Raw genomic sequence first — 15460 nt, 5'->3', positions numbered from 1 at the left:
TCTGGTAAAGAGGCGCAAATATAGCGCTCTGTTTTTAAATTGTGAAATGGTGAGGTGGTGAGGGAGTGAGTTTTGTGTTCAATTGAGTCTAATTGCACTACTGGCGCCGATTAAACATGAACTCACTATTTCACCAAATCACTATTTCATTACTCCAACAAGTCTGGGCGGCGCTCCTGAGTGCGGGCCAAAGCTTGCTCGTGGCGCCAGATATCAATTTTCGGGGTGTTGCCCGAAAGCAGAATATCTGGTACCAGATGGCCCCGCCATTCGGCAGGCCGGGTATAGATGGGCGGCGAGAGCAAGTTGTCCTGAAACGAGTCGCTCAGGGCCGATTCTTCGTTTCCCAGCACGCCGGGCAGCAACCGCACCACAGCATCTACGAGCACTGCCGCGCCCAGCTCACCCCCGCTCAGTACGTAGTCGCCAACGCTGATTTCGTGGGTGATATAGGCTTGGCGAATCCGCTCATCGACACCCTTGTAGTGGCCGCAGAGCAGCAACAAATTGCCAGCCAGCGACAGACGGTTGACCAGCGGCTGGCGCAGGGTTTTGCCGTCGGGCGTGAGGTAGATAACGGCGTCGTAAGTGCGTTGGGCCAGCAGCTCGTCGAAACAAGCAGCAATGGGTTCCACGCGCAACACCATGCCGGCCCCGCCCCCAAACACGTAATCGTCAATTTGACCGTGCTTATTGATGGCGTAGCGGCGCAGGTCGTGCACGTAGATTTCGGCCAAGCCTTTATCCTGTGCGCGTTTCACAATGGAATGCGCGAAGGGGCTGACCAGCAAATCCGGCTGGCACGTTACGATGTCAATCCGCATACAAACCGTTAGGCCGCGCCGTCCGGGGTCGGCTCGTCGTCGTCATCAGGCTCCTCCTGCTGTTGCGAGGAGGGGCTCAGGTACACGTCGAGCAGGCCCGCGGGCAGACGCACAAACAGTTGGCGGGTGGCTTGGTCGGCGCGGCGCACCAACTCATCCACCACTGGAATCAACACTTCCTGCTTTTGGTAGCGCATGCCCAGTACGTCCTGCTTAGGCAGTTCGTAGAAAGCTTCTACCACGCCCAGCTCGCCCAGTTCCTCATCAATTACCGTGTAGCCTACCACATCGTGGAAGTAGAACTGGTCGTCGGACAACGCCGGCAGCTCGGCCAGAGGCCGCCACAGCTTGGCATTGCGCAACGGCTCCGCGTCCTCGATCCGGTCGATGCCCTTCAGCTTGAACAGGACCTTTTTATCGGTCTGAGGCTGAAACTTCTCGACGCTGTAAGGCACCAGTTTCCCGGGAGCCGTGGGCAGTTCAAGCAGCACCGACTGGAGCTTGCGATAATCGTTGAGGTCATCCACGTCAAAGAAGGCCACTACGAACCCTTTCAGGCCGTGCGGCTTCCCGAGGGAGCCCAACTGGTAGCAGTCGTCGAGTGTCATAAATGGAGGAGTTAGGCAACTAGGTTAAAAAGCGGAGAAGCCAGCCGGTTGAAAAGCTGCTCCAAAGGCCTAATTCGGCAGTTGAAGGGCTTCTTAACTGGCTAACTTCTCCGCTTGCTAACGCAGCTTAGGCTTGGGCTTCGTCGGTGGACTCGGCGGCCGGAGCGGCAGCTTCAGCGGTTTCGCCTTCGGCGGCCGGCGTCTCTTCTACCTCGGCTTCGGCTACGGGAGCAGGAGCGTTGGCAGCGTCGATGGCGGCTTGCTTGGCGCGCTGGGCTTCAGCACGGGCATCCTTCACCTTGGTTTCGGCGGCCAGACGCTGCTGACGAGCTTCATCTTTGGCGGTGCCGAGGCTGGTGCGCTTGCCTTCGATCTTAGCGTCTTTGTCTTCTTTCCAGGCGGTGTAACGCTCATCGGCAGTTTCCTGCGAAATAGCGCCTTTGATTACACCGAGCTGCAGGTGCTTGCGGTAGAGCACACCACGGTACGAGAGCATGGCCCGTACGGTATCGGTGGGCTGGGCACCCTTCATGATCCAGTCGAACGCCTTGTCGCCATCAAAGTTGATGGAAGCGGGGTTGGTCTGGGGGTTGTAGGTACCGATTTTCTCGATGAAGCGACCATCGCGGGGTGAGCGCGAGTCAGCAATAACGATGTCGAACATTGCGGCCTTCTTGCGGCCGCGGCGGGCGAGGCGAATTTTAACTGCCATAAACCGGTTTGGTTAAGCGACGCATCCCGTGCGTCTGGTTGAAAAATGAGGTGCAAAGGTACTCAGAGTTTACCCAGATTAAAAGGTAATCACTGATTTCCACTGATTAGTCGTGATTTCGCCGATGCCTAGACTTGCGCCGAACTAACACAGCTACTTCTAGTGCCATATAAAAAGAGCCGTTCCCAACAGGGAACGGCTCTTTTTATAAGTCTGACGTGGTAAATAGACCAGCAAATGCCTTACGCGGCCATTTGCGCCGGCTCCTGCCACTTGCGCTTAATCTTCACCACTTTGGCTTTATCCAAAGCCCAAATGAAGGCGTAGGTGGGGTCGAGCTCCCATTTCCGTACGGCAAAGTTGACGCGCATGGGGAGCTTATGGTGGTTGTTCTGGAACAACTCACCAAAGGCCAGGAAGTCGAAGGGCAGCGTGTTCTTGGAGTGGTCGTGGTTGTCGAAGTTCTGGTAGCCATACTTGTGGCCGCCCCAGTTCACGATTGCGCCATGAATCGGGCCCATCAAAAAGTGCAGGGGCAGCAGCAGAAATTGCCACCAAGCCGTGGCGAAGTTGACGTAGAATAGCACGTAGAACGTGCCCCAGGCTACCCGGGAATACCACTTGTCGCCCAAGTTCTCGATGAGGCTCCACTCGGGGTAGTCGCCCTCGAACCGCTCGGCCGCCGCATAGTCGCGGTTGAGCACGGCGTTGTAGATGTTCTTGGTCTTCCACATCATCGTGAAGGCATTCGACGAGTACAGCGGCGAGTGCGGGTCGAGCTCCGTATCGGAGTAAGCGTGGTGCATGCGGTGCAGCAGCGCGTAGGCCCGCGGCGACAGGAACGAAGAACCCTGGCAGATGTAAGTGAACAGGAAGAAGAATTTCTCCCAGAACTTGTTCATCGTAAACATCTTATGCGCCGCGTAGCGGTGCAGGTAGAACGTCTGCGTGAACAGCGACAGGTAATAGTGCGCGACGAAGAAAACAAGTATTGCCATGTGGGCAGAAGAAGTTAAAGGTCGAAACCAGGAGCGGTCGGGGTTTCAAGGCTGAAAAGCGCGAAACTCCTATATAAGTTCAGCCGCCGCAGTGCAAAACTACTGCCAGGCACCGCCTCAGTCCAATGAGCCTCCCTAAAAGGCCATAATGTTATTGGGGCCTGCGCCTACATTTTCTTAATAATACGCCTCAGAAGGCTCCCAGTGGGCAATATCTGGCAGGGGGGCCACAATGCGCATCTCCTCCTTCGTGACGGGATGCTTGAACACCAGCTCGCGGGCGTGCAGGGCGATGCTCACGTCGGGCAGCGGGGCAAGGAAACCGTACTTCACGTCGCCGACGATGGGCGTGCCCAGGCCGGTACTAAGCTGCACCCGAATCTGGTGGGGGCGACCCGTAATGGGGTTCACCTGCACCAGGTAGCGGCTGCCGGCTTGGCCTAGCACCTTGTAGTCGAGGTCCGACTTCTGGCCCTGGCCGTGGCGCTCGGGGTAGGCCTTCGTGACGTTGCGGATGGGGTCTTTCACCAGCCAGTGCGTCAGGTGGCCCTCGATAGGGGCGGGGCACTTGCCGGTGAGGGCCCAGTAAGTCTTATGAATCTTATTGTCGCGGAACAGCTCGTTCATGCGGCTCAGGGCCTTGCTGGTTTTAGCCAGCACCACGATGCCGCTCACCGGCCTATCTAGGCGGTGCACCACGCCCACGAAGGCGGCACCGGGCTTCTTGTACTTGAAGCGCAGGTACTCCTCGGCCTTGTTCGAGAGTGGTTCGTCGCCGGTGGCGTCGCCCTGCACGAGCAGGCCGGCTGGCTTGTTGATGATGAGCAAATGGTTGTCTTCGAACAGAATTTCCTTCCGCTCCGACCACAAATTCGGACGATTCACTTAGGAGAAAATTGAAAATCAACGGTTAAAAACCAACGGTTGGCCCCGGCGCTGAAAAGCGGTTTGCAAGGGGCCAACGGAGTAGTTTTTAACCGCTGATTCTTTAGTTGAATTGAAATCAATACGCTTCGTCCGCGGTAGGGAAGTCGCGGGCTTTTACGTCTTGGATGTAGCGCTGCACGGCGTCGTGCATGGCGTCGCCGAGGTCGGCGTAGCGGCGCAGGAAGCGGGGCTTGAACTCCTTGGTGATACCCAGCATATCGTGTACCACCAGCACCTGTCCATCAACGTCGGGGCCAGCCCCGATGCCGATAACCGGAATGGTGAGTTGCTCGGCCACTTTTTTGGCCAGGCCCGACGGGATTTTCTCCAGTACGAGGGCGAAACAGCCGATTTCCTGCAACAGCAGGGCGTCTTCGATGAGCTTTTGCGCCTCCGTTTCTTCTTTGGCCCGCACCGAGTACGTGCCAAATTTATAGATACTTTGCGGAGTAAGCCCCAGGTGGCCCATCACGGGGATGCCGGCGGTCAGAATCCGAGTGATGCTGTCCTTGATTTCGGCCCCGCCTTCGAGCTTAATGCCGTGCCCGCCCGATTCCTTCATGATGCGGATAGCCGAGCGCAGGGCCTCCGACGAGTTGCCCTGGTAGGAGCCAAACGGCATATCGACCACCACGAAGGCCCGCTTTACGGCCCGCACCACACTTTGGGCGTGGTAAATCATCTGGTCGAGGGTGATGGGCAGCGTCGTTTCGTGGCCGGCCATAACGTTGGAGGCCGAGTCGCCGACGAGCAGTACGTCGATGCCGGCGCCATCCAGAATCTGGGCCATCGAGAAGTCGTAGGCCGTGAGCATGGATATCTTTTCGCCGCGCTCTTTCATGGCCAGCAACTGGTGCGTGGTCACGAGTTTGACTTCCTTGTGTTGGGACATGGGAAACAGGAACTTAAGGACTGGAGAACTTAGCGTCTGAGGTCTCGGCCTGACTACTTGGCCAACTCACGGGCCAAAGCTGCGGATTTTTTAGAAAACCTGTGCCTCCCCCGCGAATTGCCGCTCAGAAATATGCCCAAAGACGCCCGGAAACTGCCCCGGTCAAGAGGTCCTCCCAAGCCCCTAATTATTGAGGAAGGTGCGGTTGCGGCTGAGCTTGAGGCTTTGCAACAGTGCCGATTTGGCGGCAATGGTTACGAAGTAGCCGCGGGTGGGGCCAAACGGGTTCCAAGTGCCGTTGATCTGCCAGCAGTGCAGGTCCTTCGTGATGTCGAGGCGGGTGAAGGCCGGGGCCTGGTTGATAAAATCGTAGTTGGTGCTAAAGCCGAAGCGCAACGTTTCGGTAAGCTTAACCGAGCCGTTGAGGTTGAGCGAGGCCGACGTGTAGGGCGAGCGGCGCGGCACCGCCCGGCGGCCCGGCAGCGGCCCCTGGTTAACGTAGGCAGCCGTGAAGGCCGTATTCAGCTCCCAGGGAATGGCAAAATTAACGTAGTCCTCGTAGGGGTTGATTTGCTGGGGCAAGCCCAGCTGCGGATCGTTTACCGGGGCCGCCTCGCGCTTAATAACTGATTTTTGGGCGCCCTGGCTGGGGTTGAACTGGTAGCCCATCGTCAGGCTGGCGGCGGTCAGGCGGGACAGGCGCACGTTCTGTTGCTCCCAGAGGTACTTGTTGATCCGGCGACCCAGCGAATCCTGCTGGTAAAAGCTGAAGTTGCCGTTGATGATGATGCTCAGCTTGCGGGCCACCTGCGTGCGGAATACCGCGTTCAGGTCCTGGAGCCGGAACGTGGAGTCGCCGAAGTTATAGGCCGAGTTGAAGTCTAGCCCGTCAATCAGGCTCACTTTTTTGAAAGGTGTGGTGCCGGTCGTGTCCTGGTCGTCGCGCACCTTCATTTCCAGCGCGTTCTGGAGGCTGAATGTCAGTAGGCGGGCCGAACGGTTGACCGGGGCACCATATATAAAGCCGTTGTAACGGGGTAGCAGGAAGCCCCTATTATCCTTGTAAAGTTGGGTGTCTTCGTAGAGCAGACCCGTAACGGGGTCGCGCAGGCCCGGGAGTGCCAGGTTCTGGAAGGTGGGGTCGTTGCGGCCGGTGCCGGGGGCGTAGCTGAAGCCCAACACCGGCGTAACCTTGTGGCGCAAGGCTTGGATTTTGTGGGTGCCCTTGCGGATAAACGTGCCGTAGAACGTCGTGGTCAGGTTCAGGTTGGCCGAGGTAGTGTAAAGGCGATTGAAGCTGACGGTGGTGTCGATAACAACGCCGGGCCGTAGAATCATACTTATAATCGAGGCGCTTGAAGTACCAGATTTCGTTGTAGGAAACGCTGGGGGTGATGTTGATGTGCTTGACTGTATAGCTGCCCAGCGTGAGGCCGAAGTTGTGGCGCATACCAGTCTGGGAAGTGCGCAGCAGGCTGCCCAGGTTGCCCAGGCTGATGGGGGTAACAAACGGCTCGCGCGAGCCGCCCACCAGCGGAATAGCCCCGTTGTTGAGCAGGCGGGCCGGGATGTTGTTCGAGATTTTGTTCTGAAACGTGAGGTCGTAAGACACGGCAAACTGCTCGTAGGCCGGGCGGGGCCGGACTTTCAGCAGGTCGTACACGTACTGCCGGGCCACGCCGAGCGTGAGGTCGGGTAGGGTAAAGTCCATCGTCCCGGTTTGGGTGTTCTGGCTCTGGCTGAGCTGCAGTGCGTAGTTGATGGGCGCGTTGCGCAGCTGCTTGGAGTAGGAAATAGTGGACTGGAACGCCGGGCTCAGGTAGTTGCGCGCGTTGTAGGAGTTCTGCCGGAAGTAGGCGCCGTTGCTGCTGCTGGCATTCACGCTGGCCGAAAACCGGCCGCCACCCGGCCGGGGCACCGGCGTATGGTTCCAGGCCAGGCGGAAGGAGCGCGACGAAAGCGGCTGGTTGTAGGTGGGGTTGGTATTGGCATCGTTGGAGGCCAGCAGGCGGGTGGTAGGGCGGGAGTCGTACTGAAACGTGAACAGGCCCTGGTATTTGTAGCGGGTGATGTACTGCATCTCGGCCGTGCCGCCCCAGCCGCCAAACCGGTCGGCGTTGCCCGAGTAGATGTCGCCCGTCAGGCGTACCCCGATGTGGTCGTTGGCGGCCCAGTAGTAGCCGCCGTTGCGCAGGAAAAATCCTCGGTCGGCAGCCTGCCCGTACGTAGGAATGATGAGCCCCGAGGCCCGCTTGTTGCTTTTTGGCGTCGGAAAGTAGCCAAACAAAAAGCCCAGCGGCGTCGGAATATCACCAATAACTAAGTTGAAGGGACCGGTCACGATCTGCTCGCCGGGTATCACCTTCATTTTGGTGGCGTGGATGTAAAAGTGCGGGTCCTCCAGGTTGCAGGTGGTGTAGCGTCCATTTACCCCGAACAGCTCGTTGCGGTCATTCTTCTTGATGGTTTCGGCGTGGATGTAGCCCTCGCCCTGCTGGGTAATCACGTCGGTAATGCGGCCCCGGCGGCTTTTGAGGTTGTAATCGATGCGGCCCGCCTGGTAGGTAGCGTCGCCCTGCTTGAACAGCGGCCGGCCCTGCATCTTACCCGTCGAGTCGGCCGCGCCCTCGGCCGTTACTAGGTCGCGGCTGTAGTCGACGGTAATCCGGTCCGCCTTCAGGTTCATGTCGCCGTAATCCACATCGGCCTTGTCGTAAAGTACGGCGCGCTTGTTCTGCACCTCAAACCGGATCGAGTCCTGGGCCTTGTAGCTGACGGTGGTTTCTACGGCCCCCTTGCCGTTGCCGGCCCCGAGTTGTAGCGAATCGGGCGTGCCGCTCAGGCGCAGGCCGGCCGTGTCGCGCACCGTCCCGTTGGGTTTGGGCGGGTTCACGATGGTGGGCAACGGGCGCACGTCGCCGGCCACGCGGGTAGCTGGCGAAACCTTGGTGGCCGGCTGCGGGTTAGGGTGAGGGACCTGCTGGGCGGGTATCGGCTTTTGTTGCGCCTGGGCCGTCAGCGCCAACCCTACGCTCAACAGCAGCGTAAGCACGAAAACCGGCCGCAAAAGCAGCGCCAACAAATGCGTTAAGGGATGAAACACAGGCGCGAGTGGGGCCACGTAGTTATTTATCGTTTATTTTGTGGCTGTTTGCAAAGGTAGCGGGTAGCTACCTCAACTAACGAACTCCGTGCGGAATATTGTCGCTCTGGGCACGGCGGCCCTGATTCTTTTCGCCGAATTCACCTCTCCCTTCACCCCGGCCCCTGCACCGGTGGCCGTACCGCCCGTGCGCTACAAGCTGCGCACGGTGGTGCTCGATGCCGGCCACGGCGGCAAAGACCGTGGCTGTGCCGGGGTAAAAGCCCGCGAGGCCGATGTGGCCCTCAAGCTCGTGCTGGCATTGGGCAAGGAAATAGAGGAGAATATGCCCGATGTGAAGGTGATTTACACCCGCAAAACCGATGTGTTCGTGGAGCTCGTAGATCGGGCCGGCATCGCCAACAAGCACAATGCCGACCTGTTCATCTCCATCCACTGCAACGCCAGCAGCCCCTCGGCCCACGGCACCGAAGTCTGGACGATGGGCCCGCACAAAACCGACGCCAACCTGGCCGTGGCCAAGCGCGAAAACTCGGTTATTCTTCAGGAAGACAACTACAAGGAGCAGTATAACGGCTTCGACCCTACTTCGCCCCAGAGCCACATCCTGTTCAGCCTGTTTCAGAGCGCCTACATGGTCAACAGCATCCGGTTTGCCCAAAAGGTCGACCGGCAGTTCCGCACCAAGCTCCAGCGGCCCTCGCGGGGCGTAAAGCAGGCGGGCTTTCTGGTGCTTTGGAAATCGGCTATGCCGTCGGTGCTCATCGAGTCGGGCTTTCTGACCAACCGCCAGGAAGAAGCTTACCTCAACGATAAAACCAATCAGTCGTATATGGCCTCGGGTATCTACCAGGCCTTCCGCGACTACCGGCACGAGTTGGAAGCCGGCTCGGGTGACTAGGCTACCGAGCCGGCAACTGCCGGCTCTCTTTCCTGACTCTCTCTCCAATTAAGCACTGACCTCCCGTGTCAAAAGAAATAAAAGTAGCCCTACTGGGCATCGTCGCCGTGGCTCTGCTGATTGTGGGGTTCAACTTCCTGAAAGGCAGTAATATCCTGTCGTCTGACCGGACTTACTTTGCCAAGTATGATAACGTCGATGGGCTGGCCGTGGGCAACCCGGTTATCCTCAATGGTATTAAGGTGGGCCAGGTGAAGCAGATGCAGCTGCTGCCCGAAGAAGGCAACCGTGTGCAGGTATCCGTGGAACTACAGAAAGGCGTCACGGTTGGCGACTCGACAGTGGCCAGCCTGAGCGGTTCGCTGCTGGGCTCGAAAACGATTACCCTGTTTCTGGGCCGCAACTCGAAAGTGTATGATGGGGGAGAGGAGCTCAAGTCCTACACCGTGGCCAGCATCACCGACGCTTTCCAGGCCAAGGCCCTGCCCGTACTCGGTACCGTCGACTCGACGCTGATTAAGGTGAACAGCTTCCTGAGCAAAGACGCCCGCCTGAGCCTGCAGGCCACGCTGCTCAACGCCCAGGGCAGCACCGAGGCCCTGAAAAATCTGCTGCTGGCCAACCAGCGCAACATCAACCAGATTACGACGAACATGGCCAAGCTCACGGGCGACCTCAACAAGACCAGCGCTAAGTTCGACCGGATTGCCACCAACTTTGCCGTGCTCAGCGACTCGCTCAAGCGCGCTCCGGTGGGGCCGGCCATGCGTAAGCTCAACGCCACCATGACCGAAGCCCAGAGCGCCATAACCACGCTCAACCGCTCGCTCTCCGATCAGAATGGCTCGCTCGGCATGCTACTCAACGACTCGACCTTGTACCGTAACCTCAACGCGACGGCTGCCAGCTCCAACGCCCTGATTTCGGACTTGCAGGCCAACCCCAAGAAATACGTGCATTTCTCGGTGTTCGGCGGCGGTAAAGACAAGACCAAGAAAGAGGTTGAAACCACCCTCACGAAACCTAACGGCGCAGTTATTGAAACCGAAACCAAAACGACTGTGAAATAGCCCGGCGGGCTATTCGACAATCTGCTTACCTTTGAAATCTGCCCTTCCAGGCAGATTTTTTTGGTTTTAGCTGGTTTGAAGACTGGTAACAACAACGTCATGCTGAGCATGTAGCGCATGACAGTTATTTACCTCTGAACTACCTACCCGCTCACCTCGCTTACCCTCACCCACCCATTCCCACCCCATGAACCTCGAATTCAATAAGAACGAAGACAGCATCAAACAACTCAACTTCCAGCTCAGCCAGCGCCTGAAGCGCGTGGCGCTGGGTGGCGGCGAGAAGCGTATTGCCAAGCACAAGGAGAAAGGCAAACTCACGGCCCGGGAGCGGATTGACTACCTGCTGGACAAGGACGCGGAAACCGTAGAAATCGGAGCCTTTGCGGGCGAGGGCATGTACCAGGAGGAAGGCGGCTGCCCCGGCGGCGGCGTGGTGGTGGTGATTGGCTGGGTGCAGGGCCGGCAGTGCGTGGTGGTGGCCAACGACGCTACCGTGAAGGCTGGGGCCTGGTTCCCGATTACGGCCAAAAAGAACCTGCGGGCCCAGGAAATCAGCATCGAAAACAAGCTGCCCATCATCTACCTCGTCGATTCGGCGGGCGTGTACCTGCCCATGCAGGACGAGATATTCCCCGATAAGGAGCACTTCGGCCGCATCTTCCGCAACAACGCCGTGATGAGTTCTATGGGCATTGTGCAGCTGGCCGCCATTATGGGCCCCTGCGTGGCCGGCGGGGCCTACCTGCCCATCATGAGCGACGAGGCCATGATTGTGGACGGCACCGGCTCGGTGTTTCTGGCGGGCTCCTACCTGGTGAAGTCGGCCATCGGCGAATCCATCGACAACGAAACCCTGGGCGGGGCCAGCACCCACTCCGAAATTTCGGGCGTCACGGACTACAAGTTCGAAAACGACGAGCAGTGCCTCGACCACATCCAGAACATCTTCGACAAGATGGGCGGCCAGGCCACGGCCGGTTTCTCGCGCAAGGAGGCCGCCGCGCCCAAGGAAAACCCCGAGGAAATGCTGGGCCTGCTGCCCGCCGACCGCGCCAAGCCCTACGACATGATGGACATCATCAACCGGTTGGTCGATAACTCGGAGTTTGAGCCCTACAAGGACCTCTACGGCCAGACGCTGATTTGCGGGCTGGCGCGCATCGAGGGCTGGGCCGTAGGCATCGTGGCCAACCAGCGCAAAATCGTGAAGACCAAGAAGGGCGCCATGCAGATGGGCGGCGTCATCTACTCCGACTCGGCCGACAAGGCGGCGCGCTTCATCATGAACTGCAACCAGAAGAAGATTCCGCTGGTGTTCCTGCACGACGTGTCGGGCTTTATGGTGGGCTCACAGAGTGAGCACGGCGGCATCATCAAGGACGGCGCAAAAATGGTGAATGCCATGGCTAACTCGGTGGTGCCCAAGTTCTCAGTCATCATCGGCAACAGCTACGGGGCCGGCAACTACGCCATGTGCGGCAAAGCCTACGACCCGCGCCTGATTGTGGCCTGGCCTACGGCCCAGCTGGCCGTGATGAGCGGCGCGGCGGCGGCCAACACCCTGCTCCAGATTCAGGTGGCCTCCCTTAAAGCCAAGGGCCAGGAAATCACGCCCGAAGCCGAGAAGGAGCTGCTCGATACCATCAAGGCCCGCTACGAGCAGCAACTCTCGCCCTACTACGCGGCGGCCCGCCTCTGGGTCGACGCCATTATCGACCCGCTGGAAACCCGTAAAGTCATCTCCCAGGGCATCAGCATGGCCAACCACGCCCCGATTGAGAAGGCGTACAACGTGGGCGTGATTCAGGTGTGATTAGTAATATGGAACCTCAGCAGGAATACCTGAGTCAAGGGCGTACGGGCTATATTCTGTATAAGGATAAGGTCGGCCGTTTGAAGCTCAATTATGAATTTTGCGGAGGTAATTGCGTCGCTATTATTTACGTCCCAACAGTTGAGGAATGGACGTTAGTAGCGAGCCGCCCGTTATCTGACAGAGTGCCCGTATTGCGCTGTATAGCGGAGCAAACCATAAAAGACAAAGCTCCAAATTGCTTTTACGTTCTCTCAGATGAGGCTATCGAAATAGTCGAAAATAAAAACTGAATGACTATTACCTCCGGCCCGCTCGTACCCTCCGGGGCGGCGGGCCGCTGGCGTTTTGGGAGCTGGTAAAGGCACGCTTGAACCTTTCTACCGGGTTCGGGGAGTACCGCGCAATGCTGTTGCAACTGCGTATCTACTAGTCGCGGCATAGGGCTACTGCCGAAGTAATGCAACGCGGGAGGAGCCAAATAAGGTGAATGACGAAAACCGAAAACCGCCGTAATTTGGCCGCTCATCCCGACTGCCTCCGTTCATGGCCAAGAAACCGACTGCCGCCCAACCAGCCCTCGTCCACATCCCAACTACCGCCTCCGATGCGCTTTCCAAGGAACAGAAAGCCTTTAATCGGCTCAGCAAGCGCATCGGTAAGCTGGAAACGGAAATTGGGGATTTCCGGACCGCCGCCACGGTCCTGCGCCAGCGGGTGCAACAGGAATACCGCCCGCTTCAACAGCAGCACAACGACCTGCGCGCCCAATTCGTCCGGATGCTCGACCGCGCCCACGATACCTACAAGCTCACCAAAACCGAGCGGAAAAAGCTCGTGAACCTGCTGCTCAATGGCTTTTTTGACCTGCTGGACCGGGGCTACGACGACCTGGAGGCCATTTTCGATAAATATGACCCGCCCCTGACTGATCAGGAAGCTGCCGAAGCTGAGGCCGCCAACGCTGCCGCCGACGCGCGGGAAGCCGAGCTGATGAAGGACTTCTTCCAGGAGCAGTACGGCATCGAGTTTGACCCCGAGGCCGACGTGAGTACGCCCGAGAAGCTCCAAAACTACGTGAACCAGCAGCTGGCTGACCGGCAGCAGGACTACGAACGGCAGGCGGCGGCGGCCGAGGAGCGCCGCCCCAAGCGCAAGAAGAGCCCCAAGCAGCAGGCCGCCGCCGACAAGAAAAAGGCCGAGGAGCAGAACATCACCCAGTCGGTGCGCACCCTGTACATGGACCTGGTGAAGCACCTGCACCCCGACCGGGAACCCGACGAAGCCGAAAAGCTCCGTAAAACCGAGTTGCTCAAGCGCGTAACCACCGCTTACAAAGCCAACGAGCTGCTCACGCTGCTGCGCCTGCAGCTGGAACTCAACCGCATCGACCAGCAGCACCTTGAAAACCTGGCCGAGGCCCAGCTGCGCCACTACAATACCCTTTTGCGCCAACAAGTGCGCGAGCTGGAGCAGCAGCAGGCCCTGGAGCAGCGGGAGCTGTCGGCCTTCACCGGCAAGCCCTACTACTACACTGCCTCGCCCGCCGCCATGGAGCTGGATTTCCAGCACATGAAGGCAGGCCTGACGGCCAAGGTGCAACGCCTGGAAACTGATGTGGAGCGTTGCGGACAGGACCCGGCAGCGCTCAAGGAGTTCCTGAAAGCCTATCGAATTCTGAAGACGGGAAATGGGCCGCTGCTGATGCGATTCTAGCGGCCGGAAGCTGGAACCAACTGGTTGGCCAGAGTTCGGAATAGCGGCATGCCGTGCTCGTGGGCGAAGGTGCTGATGAGCTCCTGGAGCTGCTGCTGCTTGGTGGCTTCGGTAGCGAAGTGTAGTTCCGCGAGCCAGAAGTGGACGCGGTAGTAGTCGAGCAGCCAGCTGTGGCTATCGAGCGCAAAAAGGCCTCGCAGGCGCGTGGGCGCAACGGCGGGTAAGCCAAGGCGCTGGTTGGCCACCGCTCCGAAGGCGTGCAGCAACTCGGCGTATACGTTGTGCTCCAGGTGGGCCACCTCTGGGTAGTCGGCCCAGATCAGCTCAACCCAACCTCGTAAATCAGCGAACTGGCCGGTCAGAAACAGGGCTTCGGCGACCAGAAAATGGAAACCAGCCGGAAACAGGTTGTAGAAGGCCGGAAGTGGGGAGGTGGGTACTGCCGGCCGGGGTAGGGCACCCGCTTCCTGCCGAAACTGCGCCAGCAGCGGCCCCAACTGCGGGTTGGCTGGCGCATCGTGCCAGGCGGCCACTAGTTCGGCAAAGGCCCGCCGCCCCCGCGGAAATGCATGCACGTCGGCGGGTACGGGAAGGGCCCGCAGCTGGGCCAGGCACCGCCGCCAGGCCGGTTCGTTCTGAGCCAAAAATTCGCCCAGAAACAGGGCGCAGTGCCCGAAAAGCTGCGCTTGGGGGGTAGGCTTATGGCGCAGATACTCGGCTACTACTTGGCCATAAGCGCCATTGAGGTAGGCCAGATCCACGAACGATTCCACGAAATACTGCTGCCCCGCCGGATGGGCGGCCAGCCGCAACGCCAGGGGTGCCGCCGGGGCGGTGGGCACGGCCGGGCGCGTGATGCGACCCAGAAAATAACCCAGCAACAGCCGCTCGGGGTGAGCGAGCTGTTCCATGGCCAGTAATTCCGGAATGTCGGTTGGGTGGGTGGGGTTAGCTTCGGCCTGCCGGGTTACAGCTTGGCCGAAGTCGGCAAAATCGGTGTGGCCGGCGTAGCGGGCCAGGGTGTCGAGGGTGTGTAAGTGGTAGCCACCTTCCTTGCCCACAAGACCAAAAAACCGGCGTAGGGTGCTAGGGCTTAGTCGCCGGCCATCGGTAGTGGCTTCGCGCAACTCCACTTCGAGGGCGTCGCAGTGGCTGGGGTAGCGCAAGGGCTGCCCAAAGCGGGCGGCCACAGCCGCACGCAAAGCTGCTTGAAGTGGTGGGGTAAGACGGGGCACTAACGGGCAGGATAGATTTGGGTGCTAAAGAAAAGAAATTTTTGGCCTTTGCGGGATTGGGGGGTATCCGCGCATCTTTGAGGCCTAAACTTATTTCGGTGTTCTATGAAATGTTCTGGCTGCAATCGGGAGAATGCTGGTTTAGGTGGTACCTGTATCCGCTGCGGTACCCGCAACCATGACGTGCCCCGGCTGCCGATAGAAAACGCTAGGCGAGTAGAAGCTGGTCGGGTCGCCGGTTGGGTTCCCGGAATTGCTCGCCCACTTTCAACACTTCCCTTCAACTCTTAACCACCCACCCCAGATACCGACGCCATTTCCTGGCCCCTGATGAGGGAATAGCCAACTAGCAACCAATATTCTATCGTGTGTGATTCTTCGTGTGTGATGATAGCATAATACCTCTCTGCTGCCAGGTTTAGCCGCTGTTCGTTGGCGAAAGTCGGTTCTCTAATTAAAGTAGATATCCCATATTATATGATGCGAAAGCCGCCCCGGTTAATTCTGGGGCGGCTTTCGTGTTATTATACTACCGGGTGAACGGCGCTGCTGTAGTCACGCCGCTCATCAAACCTGCTGCCCGCCCCACCGCCACGGTGGGGCGGGCGGCAGGCTGTAGTTTAGCTCTGGTCGGGAACGGAGGATTAGTACATGCTGC

12 protein-coding genes and 1 pseudogene are annotated in these 15460 nt (G+C 58.9%); 4 read left to right on the top strand and 9 right to left on the bottom strand.

The genetic code is table 11. The features are described from left to right. Positions 1-149: 149 nt before the first annotated feature. The 8 genes and pseudogenes from trmD to CDA63_RS21550 all read right to left on the bottom strand — a co-directional run. Entirely contained in the window at positions 150-824 is a 675-nt protein-coding gene (trmD, locus tag CDA63_RS06695) for a tRNA (guanosine(37)-N1)-methyltransferase TrmD (RefSeq protein WP_088463676.1), read from the bottom strand. An 8-nt stretch (positions 825-832) separates the two neighbouring features. Next, positions 833-1432 carry a ribosome maturation factor RimM gene (rimM, locus tag CDA63_RS06690; RefSeq protein ID WP_088463675.1) on the bottom strand — a complete coding sequence of 200 codons (600 nt, stop codon included), beginning with the start codon at positions 1430-1432 and terminating at the stop codon, positions 833-835. Between the two features lie 127 nt (positions 1433-1559). After that, complete coding sequence (locus CDA63_RS06685; protein WP_088463674.1) at positions 1560-2144, bottom strand: 30S ribosomal protein S16; 585 nt, start codon at positions 2142-2144, stop codon at positions 1560-1562. 242 nt (positions 2145-2386) lie between these two features. Beyond that, positions 2387-3142, bottom strand: coding sequence for an acyl-CoA desaturase (locus CDA63_RS06680; protein WP_088463673.1), 756 nt, complete (start codon positions 3140-3142; stop codon positions 2387-2389). Positions 3143-3319: 177 nt separating this feature from the next. After that, a complete protein-coding gene (locus CDA63_RS06675; RefSeq protein WP_088463672.1) occupies positions 3320-4027 on the bottom strand; it encodes an RluA family pseudouridine synthase in 708 nt (235 codons plus the stop codon). 118 nt (positions 4028-4145) lie between these two features. Further along, entirely contained in the window at positions 4146-4961 is an 816-nt protein-coding gene (panB, locus tag CDA63_RS06670; RefSeq protein ID WP_088463671.1) for a 3-methyl-2-oxobutanoate hydroxymethyltransferase, read from the bottom strand. Positions 4962-5144: 183 nt separating this feature from the next. After that, positions 5145-6299 carry a putative LPS assembly protein LptD gene (locus CDA63_RS21555; RefSeq protein WP_262490649.1) on the bottom strand — a complete coding sequence of 385 codons (1155 nt, stop codon included), beginning with the start codon at positions 6297-6299 and terminating at the stop codon, positions 5145-5147. A gap of 7 nt (positions 6300-6306) precedes the next feature. Next, positions 6307-7329, bottom strand: a pseudogene (locus CDA63_RS21550) (putative LPS assembly protein LptD); the annotation flags it as partial. A gap of 823 nt (positions 7330-8152) precedes the next feature. On the opposite strand from CDA63_RS21550, the gene CDA63_RS06660 reads away from it, so the two are divergent. The 4 genes from CDA63_RS06660 to CDA63_RS06645 all read left to right on the top strand — a co-directional run bounded on the left by CDA63_RS06660 (position 8153) and on the right by CDA63_RS06645 (position 13567). Continuing rightward, the gene (locus CDA63_RS06660) at positions 8153-8965 is read left to right on the top strand and encodes an N-acetylmuramoyl-L-alanine amidase family protein (RefSeq protein WP_394335385.1); all 813 of its coding nucleotides are present in this window, start codon (positions 8153-8155) and stop codon (positions 8963-8965) included. Positions 8966-9030: 65 nt separating this feature from the next. After that, entirely contained in the window at positions 9031-10035 is a 1005-nt protein-coding gene (locus CDA63_RS06655) for an MlaD family protein (protein WP_088463669.1), read from the top strand. 187 nt (positions 10036-10222) lie between these two features. Further along, positions 10223-11851 carry an acyl-CoA carboxylase subunit beta gene (locus CDA63_RS06650; RefSeq protein WP_088463668.1) on the top strand — a complete coding sequence of 543 codons (1629 nt, stop codon included), beginning with the start codon at positions 10223-10225 and terminating at the stop codon, positions 11849-11851. Between the two features lie 546 nt (positions 11852-12397). Continuing rightward, positions 12398-13567, top strand: a complete 1170-nt coding sequence (locus CDA63_RS06645; protein WP_088463667.1) for a hypothetical protein — start codon at positions 12398-12400, stop codon at positions 13565-13567. Here the strand turns inward: CDA63_RS06645 and CDA63_RS06640 are convergent. Then, positions 13564-14757: a hypothetical protein gene (locus CDA63_RS06640; protein ID WP_088463666.1), complete on the bottom strand. Its 1194-nt coding sequence runs from the start codon at positions 14755-14757 to the stop codon at positions 13564-13566. The two genes, CDA63_RS06645 and CDA63_RS06640, sit on opposite strands and share 4 nt — an antisense overlap. Positions 14758-15460 lie beyond the last annotated feature (703 nt).

The sequence above is a fragment of the Hymenobacter amundsenii genome (assembly GCF_002204745.1).
Classification (GTDB): Bacteria; Bacteroidota; Bacteroidia; order Cytophagales; family Hymenobacteraceae; genus Hymenobacter; species Hymenobacter amundsenii.
Note: the sequence above shows the minus strand (reverse complement) of the source record. Positions and strands in the feature narration are given on the sequence as shown.

Coding starts and splice junctions, on each gene's coding strand:
- rimM (WP_088463675.1), bottom strand. CDS start 1,432: ATGACACTCGACGACTGCTACCAGTTGGGCTCCCTCGGGAAGCCGCAC.
- CDA63_RS06685 (WP_088463674.1), bottom strand. CDS start 2,144: ATGGCAGTTAAAATTCGCCTCGCCCGCCGCGGCCGCAAGAAGGCCGCA.
- panB (WP_088463671.1), bottom strand. CDS start 4,961: ATGTCCCAACACAAGGAAGTCAAACTCGTGACCACGCACCAGTTGCTG.
- CDA63_RS21555 (WP_262490649.1), bottom strand. CDS start 6,299: ATGATTCTACGGCCCGGCGTTGTTATCGACACCACCGTCAGCTTCAAT.
- CDA63_RS06645 (WP_088463667.1), top strand. CDS start 12,398: ATGGCCAAGAAACCGACTGCCGCCCAACCAGCCCTCGTCCACATCCCA.
- trmD (WP_088463676.1), bottom strand. CDS start 824: ATGCGGATTGACATCGTAACGTGCCAGCCGGATTTGCTGGTCAGCCCC.
- CDA63_RS06650 (WP_088463668.1), top strand. CDS start 10,223: ATGAACCTCGAATTCAATAAGAACGAAGACAGCATCAAACAACTCAAC.
- CDA63_RS06680 (WP_088463673.1), bottom strand. CDS start 3,142: ATGGCAATACTTGTTTTCTTCGTCGCGCACTATTACCTGTCGCTGTTC.